The following is a 15,277-nucleotide window of genomic DNA, read 5'->3' as shown; positions in this document are numbered from 1 at the left end:
GAAAAATCGATGTTAACAAGCGGGTCATTAACAAGCCAGGCACCGGTCAGTGATCGGACCGGTGCCTGAGGGCCGTCAGGCCAGCAGCCGCTTCACCGTGGCCAGCAGGGTGCGCACGTCCTCGGGACGGGTCTGACCGCTCGCGCTGTCGATGATGGAGCTGTAGATGTGGGGGATCACCTTCTCGACCCCGGCATCCAGCGCAATTCGCACTATCTCCTCAAAGTTGTCGAGATCGATGCCGCCGGTGGGCTCCAGCCAGAAGCTGTGGCGGGCACAGGCCTCGGCCACTGCCTGATATTCGGCGCGGCAGGTCAGCCCCCCCATGGGGAAGAACTTGACCGAGCTGCCGCCCATGTCCCTGAGCAGGGCGATGGCGGTGTCGATGGGGACGATGCCGTCCGGCTGCTGGCTGCTCAGGGGTCCGGTGGAGATCTTCACCATCCCTGGGGTGCCGGTGGGGGAGACAAGGCCATTGACGAGGGTGTCAGGCTGGCCGAGCAGCGCCCGGCTGGCGCCGACGCCGGTGAACACCTGATTGACGTGCTGGGGCTGCAGCTGGCGAGCCAGCTCGGCCACCATGGCAGACTGGCGCGGATCGCCGGCCCCCAGTCCGATGGAGAGGGCGTTGTCGATAAGCTGGGCGTAGGCCTGCATGTCAGCGACGGCGGAGGGCACATCCGGGTAGTTTTTGGAGAGCACGCCGACCAGCACGTGGCCCTCGGCGGCCTCATAAATGTCGACGGCATTCTGTCGGGAGCCGGCCAGTACGTTGAGGCAGACCCGAGCGCGGTAGTAATTGGGAGTCAAAGACATCAGTTGTTCTCCTGAACGAGGTGGGCAATGGCGGCATGGATCTGGTCGAGCTGGGGCACGGTGACGCTGCGCACGTCTATCTCGAGGTGCCCCTCGTTGGCCTTGTAGCCACGGCAGTAGATGGCAGGGGTGCCCTGCTGCAGACGGGCGACGACCTGCACTGTGGTCATGCCGATCTGCTGGTGGTCGAAGGCGATATCGGTGCGGGCGATGTCGCGCCCCGCGCTGTCCCACACCACCTTGGCGCTGACGCCGGGCAACTGGTTGAGGCGCTCGATGAAGGGGGTCATCTTGGCGACCATGGCGGCGCCGCTCTCCTTCTCCTTGGCCAGGTAGCGCTCGATGGCGTGGGTGAGGCCGAGGATCCCCTCCTTGCCCACCTTCATGGCACGGCCGATACCGTTGGCCTGCTGCTTGACCCACTCCACGTACTGGCGCTTGCCGAGTACCAGCCCGCTGGTGGGCCCTTCGATGGCCTTGGCGCCGCTGTAGATGACCAGATCCGCCCCCAGGTTGTAGTAGAGACGCAGATCTTCCTCGGCCGCGGCATCGACGATGAGCGGGAGCCCGTGAGCCTTGGCTACCTCGGCCGCCTCGGCCACCGACAGAATGCTCTTCTGCACGCAGTGGTGGGACTTGATGTAGAGGATTGCGGCGGTACTGGTATTGATGGCGGCGGCCAGCTGGGCGGCAGAGCACTCGTTGGCGTAGCCGGCCTCCACCACCTTGCCGCCACCCAGGTTGACCATGGTGCCGACCGGGGCGCCGAAGTTGACGTTGTGCCCCTTGGGCAGCACGATTTCGCTCGGCACATTGTGGGCATGGGCGTGCAACTGCTCGAGGCGGTAGGGGTCGCCGCGCACGATCACCGCGGCCACCGACTGGGCGATGCCGGCGCTGGCGCAGGAGACCACCACCGCATCTTCCACGTCCAGCAAGCCGGCCAGGTAGGCGCCGGTCTTGTTGACCAGATCCTTCACCTCGAAGTAATGGCCGAGGCCGAAGTTGACCGCATCGACCACCTCCTGCTCGGGGGTGGATACGCCGAGAATGGTCATGCGTCCGGAGGCGTTGATCACCGGTTTGAGCTGATATTTCTCATACACAGAAGGCATGGTGTGATTTCCCATAGTGAGTCAGAACCAGTTCGCCACCGACCAGGGCGGCGAGGGGCAGCAACTGCCGATCGCCATTGCGGGCGCCGGCTTCGGTATCGGTAAAGAGGGTGGGGCCGCTGCTCACCTCGAACAGGGTCAGGTCGGCAGCGGCGCCCACCTCGAGTCGCCCCTTGCCGGACAGGCGCAGGGCATCGGCGGCATGGTGGGTGACGCAGGCCAGCACCTGCTCCAGGGTCATGCCGATGGCGAGAAACTTCGACATCACGTGGGCCAGGCTGTAGACCGGCCCCTTGATGCGGTTCTTGCAGTAGATGTCGGAGCTGATGGTGCGGGGCAGGATCCCCTGGGCAATGGCCAGCTCCGCCACCTCGAAGCTGAAGCTGGCGCCGCCGTGACCGATGTCGAGCAAGAGTCCCCGCTGCATCGCCTCACGCACCGCCTGGCGCAGTTCACCGGCCGGGGTCAGGATGCGGTTGGGCTTGCCGTTGAAGCAGTGGGTCAGCAGATCGCCATCGCCCAGCAGGGCGACGATCTCGTCCAGATCCGGTGGCGTGTTGCCCACGTGTACCATCAGCGGCAGCCGACCGTGGGCCTGTTGCAGTGTCTTGGCCATGCGCAGCGGTTGCAGGCCGTTCTCACCCACCACGCTGCCGCTCATCCGCGCCTTGATGCCGACGATGAAGCCGGGGTGGCGGCGGATGGCCGCGGAGGCGAGATCCATGTCGAGGTCCCGGCTGTCGGCCAGCTCGTTCTGGCGCAGCAGGCCGATGCGGGAGATGTTGAGCAGGGCGTGCACCCGGGTCTTGCAGCCGGCGGCGAGACGCTGGAAGTCATCCACGTCGTCGGCCCCGGTACTGCCGGCGTCGATGACGGTGGTGACGCCGGACTCCACGCCCACCTTGTCCGGCTCATCGTGATAGATGGGGGAGGCGGGGTAGCAGTGAGTGTGGCCGTCGATCCAGCCGGCGCTCACATGTACCCGGCCGCCGAGATCCAGGGTCTGCTGCGCCGCTGCCGTCTCCGGCAGGGTGCCGATGGCGGCTATCTTGCCCTCCATGATGGCGATATCGACGAGCTGGCCATCTCCCTGGCGCCCCGCTCTGATGATGATGTCGTACATGCTAGATGGCCTCTCGAGTGCCGCCCCGCAGGGCGGCGGATGGTTATGCAAGTGCAACCGGGAAGAAGGTGCCGAGCAGCATGGCCCCCAGGATGGCACCGCCGGTGATGGGCTTGCCCCACACGTAGAACAGCAGCGCACCCAGCAGGGAACCGATACCGATCGGAATCGAGGCGCCCATGGCGGAGAGGATGATGAGGGGGCCGAGGAAGCGGCCCGAGCTGTTGCCAGCCCCCATCATGACGTCGGCGCCGTAGGTGGAGTTGCTCTGGTTGATGGTGAACTTGCGCGCCAGAATGATGACGTAGCCGATGGCCAGACCAATCCCCATGCCGGTCGCCAGGGAGGCACCGAAGTTCTCCACCGGATAGACGATGCCGGCCCCCAGCAGCAGGGCGGGCACGCCGAGACCGACCCCGGTCTGGATGGCGCCGCCGATATCCAGGATCCCCACCAGGGAGCCCTCGATGATGCGGGCAAACAGGAAGCTGGCGCCGAAGGCCGCCACCGCGCCATAGGCACCGGTATCCATGCCTGCTTTGAGCATGGCGACGAAGGCCACCTCGTTGAAGGCGCCGACCCCGTACAGGTAGAACATGTGGGTACCGGCGAAGACCCCGGCGGAGAGCAGGCCGACAAAGATGGGGAAGGACCAGTCGGCGTACCAGAAGTTGTTTTTCAGTTTCTCATCCACGGTGTGACCCCTTATTTGCCGCTCAGCAGGTTATGGACGTTTTCCAGCCACAGGGGAACACCCAGATGGAAGGACTCGATGAGTTTCATGTCGAAGCCGCGGAAGAAGCCGCTCAGCACGAACAGCAGGACGATGGCTGCCATCATCACCTTGGTGACATGGTTCCAGCCGCTCTCTTCCACGCCCTTGCCAATCAGGATGCCGAGCACCAGGCCCGGTACCGCGTTGCCCATGATGAGCTGGGCCAGACCGCCGAAGATGGTGGCCCAGAAACCGGACTTCTTGCCCGCCTCGATGGCGGCCAGCCAGAAGATCACCGGCATGACGGTGTTGACCAGCAGGTTGGCGGCCGGTACCAGCACCTTGACCGCGGTGACCTGCAGGGCAGCCGGTACGGCGGCGGCCGTGCTGTTGAGGAAGGCAACCACGATGGCACCTATGATGCCGCCGGCAATGGCCATCTTCTTCGGGTCGTGCAGGGTGGTGGCAAGATCCCGGTTCTTGAACAGCAGTGCCGCCGTGGCCCAGTGCGGAATGATGCGGTGGTCCACATCCTGGGTGAAAGCGCCGGCCGCCACGGTGGAGGCCCAGGCGTTGAAGAAGAAGCCCAGACCAAACGAGAAGTGGGAGGCGGGGTCCCCTTCGCAGGAGTTGAGCTCACCCAGGGTACGGAAGGCGCCCATGCCCTGTACGGTCGGCGCGTGGAACATCCGTGCTGCGCCGGCCCCCACCCCGACGCCTACCAGGCCGCCGATGATGAGTGACTTGATAAATATGATTAGAAACATCCAACGTATCCTTCTTGTGGGGTGGTACCTGCGGGCGGTGTCACACCAGGGTGAACGTTACTTGCTCGGCATCCAGGCTGGTGACCTTGACCGTGATCGCCAGCTGGACCCGGAATTCGCGGCGCTGGCGCGGCAGGAAGAAGAACAGGAACTTCTCCACCCGGGCCGACTCTTCGGCCTTGAGCACCTGCACCTCGAGCGGCTCGATGCGCAGCATCACCCGCGGGTTGTCCTTGAGCAGCGTTGGCTGCACCTGGCTGAGGGCGGCGGCGAACGCCTGCTGGCGAGTCGGCCCCTTGCCGCTGACCATGACCTGGGTGGTGAAGTCCTCTTTCATCAGGCGCGTCCGTGTTTCTTGGCGAAGGCTTCGATCAGCTTCTGACCCAGCTCTTCCTTGTCCATGAAGCCGAAGCCCAGCACCACGCAGCCTTCGTTGATGGCGGTCACGCCCTCTTCGATGGATCGCATGCCGTAGCGGCATTTGTAGCCGTACTTGGTCTGGGCCGTGATGGCACCGGCACCACCGCTGCCGCAGAAGGAGATGCCGAGATCCGCCTGCTCCTTGTTCATCACGTCACCGAGCTTCATGTCGGCGGCCATGCCGGGGATGATGGTCACGCTGGCGCCGGCGGTTTCCGCGCCTGCCCCCACTTTCTGGCCCTTGCCGAGTCGATCACCGATCACGAGTTTGATGGCTGTCATTTAGCTTTCTCCTTTCACTGAGCTGAGTTCGTTTTCTTTGGCAACTTCGAAATGGACGGACAGCAGATGGGCCTCTTCATAGGCCAGCTTGTCCAGCCAGGCGACGACCTGTTCGGCCAGGCGCAGGGAGAGGGGGGAGATCTCCTCGAACAGGCTGAGATCGACCTCCGGCAGCGATTCACCGCTGTAGGAGCGCCACACCATGGCTTTGACGTGGGAGGCCAGCATCTGCTGCTGTACCTCGTTGGGGCGGATGCCCTGCTCGCCGAGCAGGGTGTGGATGCGCGCCAGCGTGTGGTCGGTCTGGCGCAGCAACGCCGGGCTATCCGGGGTCAGGTTCTGGTCATGGGTCTCTGTGTGCAAGGTCTGCTCTCCAAGGCTGGCAGAAGGGATAGCGCTACCCTAAGCCGGCAGTAGAGGAGAGAGGAGGCACTGTTTTTCCGATTCGAAGCGGAAATTCCCGCACGCTTGGGCTGAAAACGGTGATTTTTGTGGGGTGGAGGGGCAAAGGGCTGCTATCGGGGCTGACTTTGTGTGATCGAGGGCGCACTTGGCCCGTCGAGCCGGGCCGAGCAGGCTTGCTGGAAACTGTGAGTCGCCTCACGGATGGGGGAGTATGGGGGAAGCAAACAGGGGCGGTTTACCGCCCCTGTCGAAGGGGATTGGCGGGATCAGCTGGCGGTGGCGGCGCTCGCGCTGGCCCGGTTCTGGTAGCGCAGATCCTCTTCGATGGTGACCTCCACCTCCAGCGGCTTGCCGTCACGGATCACCGAGATGGTGAGCTTGGTGCCCGGCCGGCTCTCGACGATCTTGTCCATGGCGGTGCGCACGCCGCTGATGGCCTCGCCGTTGATCTTGAGCAGCACGTCGCCCCGCTTCAGCCCGCCTCTGGTGGCCGGTCCGTTGGGATCCAGGCTCTCCACCACCAGGCCGCGCAGGTCGCCCAGGTTCATCATGCGGGCCACTATGGGGTTGATCTCGACGCTGGAGATGCCGAGGTAGCCGCGGATCACCCGACCGTTGGCGATCAGCTCATCCATGATGCGCTTGGCCAGCTTGTAGGGGATGGCGAAGCTGATGCCGTAGCTCTCCTGGTTGCCGTTGAGGTGGTAGGCGGCGGTGTTGATGCCCACCAGATCGCCGCGGGCATTGACCAGGGCGCCCCCCGAGTTGCCCTCATTGATGGCGGCGTCGGTCTGCAGCAGATCCTGCCGGCCGTTGCTGTCCGGGCCCATGCTGGAGAGGCCGATGCGGCCGGTGGCGCTGATGATGCCTTGAGTGATGGTCTGGCCGACGTTGTAGGGGTTGCCGATGGCGAGCACCACGTCGCCCACGTCGGGCAGGCGCTCCGGATCCTGTGGGATCACCGGCAGATTGTCCGACTCGATGTAGAGCACCGCCAGATCGGTCAGCTGATCGGAGCCGACCAGCTCGGCGCTGAATACCCGCCCATCCTGCAGCGCGACGATGATCTGGTCCGCATCGGCGATGACGTGATAGTTGGTCAGCACGTGGCCACGCTGGCTCATGATGACGCCGGAGCCGAGCCCCTGCGGCCTGAGTTCGGCCTGATTGCCCTGGTTGCGGGCAAAGCTGCGGGTATAGATGTTGACGACCGCCGGCCCGGCGCGGTGGGCGGCGTAGGAGAAACTCAGTTCACGGGCATTGGTGATGAGGCCGGGCAACTGGGCCCCGCCACGGAAATTGGGAAACAGCAGCAACAGAAGAGCCGCCACGGTGAGACCGAAGCCGACAGACTTGCCCAAGTAACTGACTAGAGGGGGGATTTTCATGTCATTCTCATCCGTACATACAGCGCGCAGAGAATAACACTATCGGTGGATAAAAATCACCCGCGGCGAGGGCCGCGGGTGAGAGGCAGTTAACGGATCACCAGATAGAGGGAGGATTCCCCGCGCTGGATGTTCAGCGCCAGCACATCCGGCTTGTTCTTCAACGCCTTGCTCAGCTCTTCCAGCGAGTTGATGCGCAGGCGGTTGACCCCGATGATGATGTCACCCTTCTGCAGGCCGGAAGCGGCGGCAGGCGAGCGTGGATCTATGTCGGCCACGGCCACACCGGTCACCGGCTCGGCGGTGGTGCTCAGCTTGGCCCCTTCCAGTGCCGGGTGCAGGGCGCTGGCCAGGATCTCGCTGTCATCCGCCTTCTTCAGCGTGACCTTGACGGTCTGCTCCTTGCCATCGCGGATGAGGCCCAGAGCGACCTGCTTGTCAGCCCCCATGGTGGCGATCTTGGCGCGCAGCTCACCAAACGAGCGGATGGCCTTGCCATCGATGCTGATGATGATATCGCCGGCCTTGATGCCCGCCTTGGCGGCGGCGGAATCAGGCATGACCTGGTTGACGAAGGCGCCATCTTTCTTGTTGTAGCCGAAGGTCTTGGCGATTTCGGAGGTAAGCTCGGTGCCGGTGATGCCCAGTTGGCCGCGGCGCACTTCACCGTATTTCACGATCTGCTCGGACAGGTCGCGCACCATGTTGGACGGAATGGCGAAGCCGATGCCGATGTTGCCGCCGTTCGGGCCCAGGATGGCGGTGTTGATGCCGATCAGCTCGCCGCGCAGGTTGAGCAGGGCGCCACCTGAGTTGCCGGAGTTGATGGCGGCATCGGTCTGGATGAAGTTTTCCAGATTTTCGATGTTGAGGCCGCTGCGGCCAAGCGCACTGACGATGCCGGAGGTGACGGTCTGGCCGAGGCCAAACGGGTTGCCGATGGCCAGTGCATAGTCACCGACCCGCAGCTCGTCGGAGTCGGCAAACTTGATCTGCACCAGATCCTCGGCCTTGATTTGCAGCAGCGCGATGTCGGACTGCTTGTCCTCGCCGATCTTCTTGGCGGCGTATTCACGGCCATCCTTCAGGTTGACCTTGATCTCGTCCGCCTCGTGCACCACGTGGGCGTTGGTGATCACGTAGCCCTTCTTGGCATCGATGATGACGCCGGAGCCCAGCGCCTGGAAGGGCTGCTCGCTCACCTGCTCGTCGGGCATGTTGGGGCCGAAGAAGAAACGGAACTGTTCCGGCAGACGCTGGCGGGTGATCTTCTTGCCGGAGACTGAAATGTTGACCACGGCAGGGGTGACCTGCTCGAGCACCGGCGCCAGGCTCGGCATCTCCTGATTGTTCGCCAGCAGAGAGGGCAGTGCAGCCTGTACAGGGGCCGCAGACATGGCGATACCGACACTGAGGGCTAACACACTGAGCACAGAAAGAGGTTTACGCATATGAAAAACAGCTCCCAGAAAAAGTTGCAATGCAATCGTCAAGGTCTGACCACGCTACCGCGCAATTAGTTCCGCAGGGAACTAACTGGACTGCTTGAGCAGACCGGAGGCCCCTGCATAGTCACGGGGTGGTACGCCCGGTTCTTCATTGGCCGGGACATCGCTGCTCTCGTCGAGCAGGGTTTCACGGAACAGCGGCTCCTGAGCCTTGGCCAGGAACTTGCTCTGCTCCGCCATATGGCGATAAAGGGTCTGGTACTGCTCGGCCAGCTGCTCCATCAGGGCGGCGCTGTCGGCGAAGTGGGTATTGATCTGGCCCTGGTAGCTTTCCAGTTCCTTGTGAGCCTTCTTCAGTTCTTGTTCCAGACGGCCGGCATCCCGGCTGCGCACTGTGAAGCGGCCGATGATGACACCGATAATCAAGGCGGCGACAGCCAGCAGGATCCCGTTTAACAGACTCATAGATGCTCCTTGTTACAGCTAAATCAATGTGGGTTGATGCGGCCAAAGCGGCCGCTACGCCTTGATGGCACTATACCGTGCACCCCGAGAGCGTGATACCATTTTGTCCTTCATTCAGGGACTTGAAGGCAATCGACAGGATGACCCCGCAGCAAAAGTATCAGCAGGATTTGCAGCGCCCCGGCTTCGTGGCCGACCCCGCCCAGGCGATGGCAGTGGCCCGTCTGGAGCGACTCTATCAGGATTTATGCCAAACCCCGACTCCGACCAGATCCCGCGGCCTGCTGGGCTGGCTACAAAAGCCGAAGCCTCGCACGCCCATCCTGGGTCTATATATGTGGGGCGGAGTGGGCAGAGGCAAGACCTGGCTGATGGATACTTTTTTCGACAGCTTGCCGGGAGAGCGCAAGCTGCGCATTCACTTCCACCGTTTCATGCACCGGGTGCACGATGAGCTCAAGGGGCTGACCGGTCAGGCCGATCCGCTCAAGCTGATCGCCAGCAAGCTGGCCGGCGAAACCGACGTCATCTGCTTCGACGAATTTTTCGTCTCCGACATCACCGACGCCATGTTATTGGGGACCCTGTTCCAGGAGTTGTTCGGCCATGGAGTGGTGCTGGTGGCGACCTCGAACATACCGCCGCAGGATTTGTATCGAAATGGTCTGCAGCGCGCCCGATTTCTACCGGCGATTGCGCTCATCGAGCGCCATTGCGAGATACTTAACGTGGACGGCGGCACCGATTATCGCCTGCGTACGTTGGAGCAGGCGGAGATTTATCACTTCCCGCTGGATCAGCAGGCAAAATCCAATCTGGATCGTTATTTTCGGCAGTTAACCGGGCTGGAAGAGGCCCGGGCGGGCAGTGTCGAGATCAATCACCGTCAGCTGGCGTCGCTGGGGATGGGAGAAGGTGTGCTCTATATGGAGTTTGAGCAACTTTGCTGTACTCCCCGCTCACAGGGCGATTACATCGAGCTGGCCCGGCTGTTTCACACCGTCCTGCTGGCCAATGTGCAGCCAATGGGGGCGGGCACGGATGACGCGGCGCGCCGCTTCATCGCCATGGTGGACGAGTTCTATGAGCGGCACGTCAAGCTGATCATATCGGCGGCGGTGCCCATGCAGGAACTCTATGGCAACGGGCTGCTGAATTTCGAGTTCAAACGTTGTCTTTCACGGCTTCAGGAAATGCAATCGCACGAATACCTTGCCAGAGTGCACCTTCCTTAGTCACAATACCGCGCCTGCCAGTCGGATGGGCATCTGCGGCAGGTAGGGCCGGGCGACATTTGCTAGCTTCATGGCAGTGAAATTAGCAGGTGATATTTAAGGCAACTTCACTTATAATCGCCCGGCCCACGTTACAGCTGTCGATAAGACAGCAACACTTTAAGCTTTACTTGTATTCGAAGGGGTACAGGTAGGCCATCGTTTGTTGTTTGTGGGAGAGCCCCCATAAGCAATTGGGTCTGTAACAGGTAATTGGGTTTAACTTAATGAAAACTTTCGTTGCCAAGCCAGAAACCGTAAAACGTGACTGGTACATTGTGGACGCAGAAGGTAAAACTCTGGGTCGTATCGCAACCGAGATCGCTGCTCGTCTGCGTGGTAAGCACAAAGCTGAGTACACTCCGCACGTTGACACCGGTGATTACATCATCGTTGTAAACGCTGAGAAGGTACACGTAACCGGTAAGAAATTTACCGACAAAATGTACCATGCTCACTCCGGTTTCCCGGGTGGTATCAAGTCCATCAGCTTCGACAAGCTGATTCAGCGTAAACCGGAAATGGTAATCGAAGCTGCCGTCAAAGGCATGCTGCCGAAGGGTCCGCTGGGCCGTGCCATGTTCCGTAAGCTGAAAGTTTACGCAGGCGCCGAGCACGCTCATGCTGCTCAGCAACCTCAAGTACTGGATATCTAACGGGAACTGGCAACAATGGCAGAAAATCAATACTACGGTACCGGCCGTCGCAAAAGCTCCACTGCTCGCGTATTTATCAAAGCGGGTAGCGGTAAAATCGTAATCAACCAGCGCTCCCTGGAGCAGTACTTCGGCCGTCCGACTGCCCGCATGGTAGTTCGTCAGCCGCTGGAACTGGTTGAGATGACCGAGAAACTGGACCTGTACATCACCGTTAACGGTGGTGGCATCTCCGGTCAAGCTGGTGCGATCCGCCACGGTATCACTCGTGCTCTGATGCAGTACGATGAAACCCTGCGTTCCGAACTGCGTAAAGCAGGCTTTGTTACTCGCGATGCCCGTAAGGTTGAGCGTAAGAAAGTCGGTCTGCACAAAGCTCGTAAGCGTCCGCAGTACTCCAAGCGTTAATTCGCTTTTGGTACGCACTCTCGCGAGTGTCAAAAAAGCCTGGCCATGTGCCAGGCTTTTTTTATTGGTAATATTACCAACGGTATTGCTAACACCACGTCACAAAAGACAAAAAATTGTGTATTTATTGTTTTTGACCTTCGCTTCTCTTTCTTGTCAAGTTGTTATCTTTTCTTTAAAATTCCCTCGGTTTTTCTGTGACAATTGTAACTCCGCTTCCGCCGCTGTTGTCACGGAAGAAAGGGGAACAGGGACACAATAAGAATGTGCGGAGTCCACATGGGAGAGTTTTTGGATGAGCAATGCGCCAGTTGATACCGGTCGCCGCAGATTTCTTACCTGGTCAACGGTCGCCGTTGGTGGGGTAGGAGCTGCTTTTACCGCAGTGCCGTTTATTAAGTCATGGAACCCGAGTGCCAAAGCCAAAGCGGCGGGTGCTCCGGTAGAAGTGGATATCAGTAAGTTGGAACCAGGCCAGCTCATCCGTGTTGAGTGGCGAGGCAAGCCGGTCTGGGTGGTGAAACGCACCAAGCAGACGCTGGATGCCCTGGCCGCGCACGACGACAAGTTGCGCGATCCGGCTTCCGACGAGCCCCAGCAACCCGACTATGCCCACAACGGTTACAGATCCATCAAGCCGGAGATCTTCGTGGCCGTCGGTATCTGCACTCATCTGGGCTGCTCCCCCTCCTATCTGCCGGACAGCTTTGGCGAGCAGGTGCAGGGCGTGACCTCAGGCTTCTTCTGCCCCTGTCATGGCTCCAAGTTCGACATGGCTGGTCGAGTGTTCCAGGGGGTGCCAGCACCCTTGAACCTGGTCATTCCGCCGTACAAATATCTTAGCGACACCACCATCCTGGTCGGTGCCGATGGCAAGGAGGCCTGACCATGTTTGCCAAACTGATGGGCTGGATTGACTACCGCTTTCCGCTCACTGCCATGTACAACGACCACATGGCCAAGTACCCGGCGCCCAAGAACCTGAACTTCTGGTACTTCTTTGGCTCGCTCGCCATGCTGGTGCTGGTCAACCAGATCATCACGGGTATCTGGCTGACCATGAACTACAACCCCTCCGCCGAAGGTGCCTTCGCCTCCGTGGAGTACATCATGCGGGATGTGGACTACGGCTGGTTGCTGCGCTACATGCACTCCACCGGCGCGTCTGCGTTCTTCATCGTGGTCTATCTGCACATGTTCCGCGGCATGATCTACGGCTCCTACCAGAAGCCGCGCGAGCTGCTATGGATCTTCGGCATGTTGATCTTCCTCTGCCTGATGGCGGAAGCCTTCATGGGCTATCTGCTGCCGTGGGGTCAGATGTCGTTCTGGGGTGCCCAGGTCATCATCTCGCTGTTTGGTGCCATTCCGGTCATCGGTGACGATCTGACCCTGTGGATCCGCGGTGACTACGTTATTTCCGGCGCTACCCTGAACCGCTTCTTCGCACTGCACGTCATCGCCCTGCCGCTGGTACTGGTGATGCTGGTTGCCATGCACATCCTGGCGTTGCACGAAGTGGGTTCCAACAACCCGGACGGCATCGACATCAAGAAGCACAAGGACGAGAACGGCTGGCCGCTGGATGCGGTGGCATTCCACCCCTACTTCACCGTCAAGGACATGATTGGGGTCGCTGGCTTCCTGTTTCTGTTCTGCGCCATCATCTTCTTCAAGCCGGACATGTGGGGTTATTTCCTCGAGAAGCCGAACTTTGAAGTAGCCAACGGTCTGAAGACCCCGGCGCACATTGCCCCGGTCTGGTATTTCACTCCCTTCTACGCCATCTTGCGGGCGGTGCCTGACAAGCTGCTGGGCGTCATCATGATGGGGCTCTCCATCGTGGTGCTGTTCCTGCTGCCCTGGCTGGATCGCTGCAAGGTACGTTCGGTGCGCTATCGCAGTACCCTGCACAAGCTGAACATCGCCCAGTTCGTGGTCTGCTTCATCATTCTCGGGGTGCTTGGCGTCTTGCCATCGACTCCAACCCTGACGCTGATCGCCCAGATCTGTACCCTGGGTTATTTCGGGTTCTTCGTCCTGTTGTTCTTCTACAGCAAGAATGAAAGCACCAAGCCGCTGCCGGAGAGGGTGACATTTAAATGAAAAGAATAATTTTTGCAGTGCTGACCCTGCTGCCGTCGCTGGTGTTTGCCAACACCGGGGCAGTGCACCTGGACAAGGCCAACTATGACCTGAACGACAAGGCGTCGTTGCAGCGTGGTGCGGCCACCTTCATGAACTACTGCTTTGGCTGTCACAGCACCCAGTACCAGCGTTACAACCGGGTGGCGGCAGACATCGGTATTCCGGAAGATCTGATGGCGGCCAACCTGATCGTCAATGGTGCCAAGATCGGCGATCTGATGGAAAACTCGGTACCGGACAAGGATGCGGCCAAATGGTTTGGCGCTCCGCCCCCCGATCTGACGCTGGTTGCCCGGGTACGTGGTGCCGACTGGATTTACACCTACCTGCGCTCCTTCTACGTGGATGAGACCCGTCCGTTTGGCGTGAACAACGTAGTATTCCCGTCCGTGGGCATGCCCCATGTGCTGGAGCCACTGCAAGGCACGCCCCGCGCCGAGTTCGCGACCCACACCGTCGACGGAGTGGAAGTACAGCAGGTTGTCAGTGTCAAATCTGACGGCAACGGTGAAATGAATAACGAAGAGTATGATCAGACGGTACTGGATCTGGTAAACTTCTTGGTCTACTCGGCTGAACCGGTACAACAGGAGCGCGAACGCATGGGCTTCTGGGTACTTGGCTTCATCGTGATCTTCTTCATCTTCACTGTGCTGTTGAAGAAGGAATTCTGGCGCGACGTTCACTAAGCGACCAGATCCGGGTAATATAATGCACGGCAATGAAGACCAAGAGGCTTCATTGCCGTTTCTGCTTTTTAATGACGGGAGGGTTCAATGGCTGTAGCTGCCAATAAGCGTTCGGTAATGACGCTGTTTTCCGGTGCCAACGATATGTTCAGCCATCAGGTGCGTATTGTCCTGGCGGAGAAGGGTGTTAGCGTAGATATCTGCCAGGTTGACCCAAGCAACCTGCCGGATGAGCTGGCCGAGCTGAACCCCTACAACACCGTACCGACCCTGGTCGATCGCGAGCTGGCGTTGTACACCTCACGCATCATCATGGAGTATCTGGACGAGCGCTTCCCGCACCCGCCCCTGATGCCGGTCTACCCTGTGGCCCGCGGCAACAGCCGTCTGATGATGCATCGCATCGAGCTGGACTGGTATTCTCTGGCCGACAAGATCATGGCGGGTACCGACGTGGATGCGGCGCGTGCCGAACTGCGGGACAACCTGCTGGCCATCGCGCCGATCTTCGGTGAAATGCCCTATTTCATGAGCGAAGAGTTTGGTCTGGTCGATTGCTACATGGCCCCGCTGCTGTGGCGTCTGCCGAGCCTTGGCATCGACTTCACCGGTCGTGGCGCCAAAGAGCTGAAGGCCTACATGGTTCGCCTGTTCGAGCGCGAGTCTTTCCAGGCTTCCCTGACTGAAGCCGAGCGCGAGATCCGTGCCGGCGTATGAGCATGGAACCGACAATGACACCCAGTCGCCCGTACCTGCTGCGGGCGTTCTTCGACTGGTTGCTGGACAATGACCTGACCCCGCATCTGGTGGTCAACGTCAACATCCCTCATGTGATGGTGCCGATGCAGTTTGTCCAGGATGGACAGATAGTGCTGAATATCGCACCCCGTGCGGTAGGGCAGTTCCACATGGACAATGAAGCCATCAGCTTCAGCGCCCGTTTTGGTGGTGTCTCCCAGCAGGTTTACATCCCGATGGCGGCCGTATTGGCCATCCATGCCCGGGAAAACGGCGTGGGAACCCTGTTCCCGCCTGAGCCGGGTTATGACCTCTGGCTGGAGCAAGCCGAAGCACCGGTGGAACCCGAGCCGGAACCGCCGCGTCCGAGCGGTCGTCCGACCCTGAAGGTCATCAAATAAAAAACGCAGCCAACTGGCT

The 15,277-nt window shown here is 60.5% G+C and carries 19 protein-coding genes; 8 read left to right on the top strand and 11 right to left on the bottom strand.

From position 1 onward, the window contains the following. Positions 1–75: 75 nt before the first annotated feature. The 11 genes from dagF to AHA_RS19745 all read right to left on the bottom strand — a co-directional run bounded on the left by dagF (position 76) and on the right by AHA_RS19745 (position 8,944). Entirely contained in the window at positions 76–816 is a 741-nt protein-coding gene (gene dagF / locus AHA_RS19795) for a 2-dehydro-3-deoxy-phosphogluconate aldolase (RefSeq protein ID WP_011707609.1), read from the bottom strand. Next, the gene (locus AHA_RS19790; RefSeq protein ID WP_011707608.1) at positions 816–1,931 is read right to left on the bottom strand and encodes a DgaE family pyridoxal phosphate-dependent ammonia lyase; all 1,116 of its coding nucleotides are present in this window, start codon (positions 1,929–1,931) and stop codon (positions 816–818) included. The genes dagF and AHA_RS19790 overlap by 1 nt, the downstream gene beginning before the upstream one ends. Beyond that, entirely contained in the window at positions 1,915–3,054 is a 1,140-nt protein-coding gene (locus AHA_RS19785; protein WP_011707607.1) for an amidohydrolase/deacetylase family metallohydrolase, read from the bottom strand. The genes AHA_RS19790 and AHA_RS19785 overlap by 17 nt, the downstream gene beginning before the upstream one ends. Before the next feature lie 43 nt (positions 3,055–3,097). Further along, the gene (locus AHA_RS19780) at positions 3,098–3,748 is read right to left on the bottom strand and encodes a DUF4310 family protein (RefSeq protein WP_011707606.1); all 651 of its coding nucleotides are present in this window, start codon (positions 3,746–3,748) and stop codon (positions 3,098–3,100) included. An 11-nt stretch (positions 3,749–3,759) separates the two neighbouring features. Beyond that, a complete protein-coding gene (locus tag AHA_RS19775; protein ID WP_016352193.1) occupies positions 3,760–4,536 on the bottom strand; it encodes a DUF4311 domain-containing protein in 777 nt (258 codons plus the stop codon). Between the two features lie 40 nt (positions 4,537–4,576). Continuing rightward, entirely contained in the window at positions 4,577–4,873 is a 297-nt protein-coding gene (locus AHA_RS19770; RefSeq protein ID WP_011707604.1) for a DUF4312 family protein, read from the bottom strand. Beyond that, positions 4,873–5,238: a glycine-rich SFCGS family protein gene (locus AHA_RS19765; RefSeq protein WP_011707603.1), complete on the bottom strand. Its 366-nt coding sequence runs from the start codon at positions 5,236–5,238 to the stop codon at positions 4,873–4,875. The genes AHA_RS19770 and AHA_RS19765 overlap by 1 nt, the downstream gene beginning before the upstream one ends. After that, a complete protein-coding gene (locus AHA_RS19760) occupies positions 5,239–5,601 on the bottom strand; it encodes a transcriptional regulator (RefSeq protein WP_011707602.1) in 363 nt (120 codons plus the stop codon). 308 nt (positions 5,602–5,909) lie between these two features. After that, a complete protein-coding gene (gene degS, locus AHA_RS19755) occupies positions 5,910–7,031 on the bottom strand; it encodes an outer membrane-stress sensor serine endopeptidase DegS (protein ID WP_011707601.1) in 1,122 nt (373 codons plus the stop codon). Between the two features lie 89 nt (positions 7,032–7,120). Then, a complete protein-coding gene (locus tag AHA_RS19750) occupies positions 7,121–8,482 on the bottom strand; it encodes a Do family serine endopeptidase (protein WP_011707600.1) in 1,362 nt (453 codons plus the stop codon). 81 nt (positions 8,483–8,563) lie between these two features. After that, positions 8,564–8,944, bottom strand: a complete 381-nt coding sequence (locus tag AHA_RS19745; RefSeq protein ID WP_011707599.1) for a YhcB family protein — start codon at positions 8,942–8,944, stop codon at positions 8,564–8,566. 140 nt (positions 8,945–9,084) lie between these two features. Between AHA_RS19745 and zapE the strand changes: the two genes are divergently transcribed. From zapE to AHA_RS19705, 8 genes are all read left to right on the top strand, one after another. Then, entirely contained in the window at positions 9,085–10,179 is a 1,095-nt protein-coding gene (zapE, locus tag AHA_RS19740; protein ID WP_011707598.1) for a cell division protein ZapE, read from the top strand. 266 nt (positions 10,180–10,445) lie between these two features. Then, a complete protein-coding gene (gene rplM, locus AHA_RS19735) occupies positions 10,446–10,874 on the top strand; it encodes a 50S ribosomal protein L13 (RefSeq protein WP_005336289.1) in 429 nt (142 codons plus the stop codon). A 15-nt stretch (positions 10,875–10,889) separates the two neighbouring features. Then, complete coding sequence (gene rpsI / locus AHA_RS19730) at positions 10,890–11,282, top strand: 30S ribosomal protein S9 (protein ID WP_005336286.1); 393 nt, start codon at positions 10,890–10,892, stop codon at positions 11,280–11,282. Between the two features lie 295 nt (positions 11,283–11,577). Continuing rightward, the gene (gene petA, locus AHA_RS19725) at positions 11,578–12,168 is read left to right on the top strand and encodes a ubiquinol-cytochrome c reductase iron-sulfur subunit (protein WP_011707597.1); all 591 of its coding nucleotides are present in this window, start codon (positions 11,578–11,580) and stop codon (positions 12,166–12,168) included. Positions 12,169–12,170: 2 nt separating this feature from the next. Then, positions 12,171–13,388, top strand: a complete 1,218-nt coding sequence (locus tag AHA_RS19720; protein WP_011707596.1) for a cytochrome b — start codon at positions 12,171–12,173, stop codon at positions 13,386–13,388. Beyond that, entirely contained in the window at positions 13,385–14,119 is a 735-nt protein-coding gene (locus AHA_RS19715) for a cytochrome c1 (protein ID WP_011707595.1), read from the top strand. The genes AHA_RS19720 and AHA_RS19715 overlap by 4 nt, the downstream gene beginning before the upstream one ends. 87 nt (positions 14,120–14,206) lie before the next feature. Beyond that, complete coding sequence (gene sspA / locus AHA_RS19710; RefSeq protein WP_011707594.1) at positions 14,207–14,836, top strand: stringent starvation protein SspA; 630 nt, start codon at positions 14,207–14,209, stop codon at positions 14,834–14,836. Continuing rightward, entirely contained in the window at positions 14,833–15,258 is a 426-nt protein-coding gene (locus tag AHA_RS19705; RefSeq protein ID WP_017409380.1) for a ClpXP protease specificity-enhancing factor, read from the top strand. The genes sspA and AHA_RS19705 overlap by 4 nt, the downstream gene beginning before the upstream one ends. The last annotated feature ends 19 nt before the right edge of the window (positions 15,259–15,277 follow it).

This window comes from Aeromonas hydrophila subsp. hydrophila ATCC 7966 (genome assembly GCF_000014805.1).
In the GTDB taxonomy this organism is placed as follows: Bacteria; Pseudomonadota; Gammaproteobacteria; order Enterobacterales; family Aeromonadaceae; genus Aeromonas; species Aeromonas hydrophila.
Note: the sequence above shows the minus strand (reverse complement) of the source record. Positions and strands in the feature narration are given on the sequence as shown.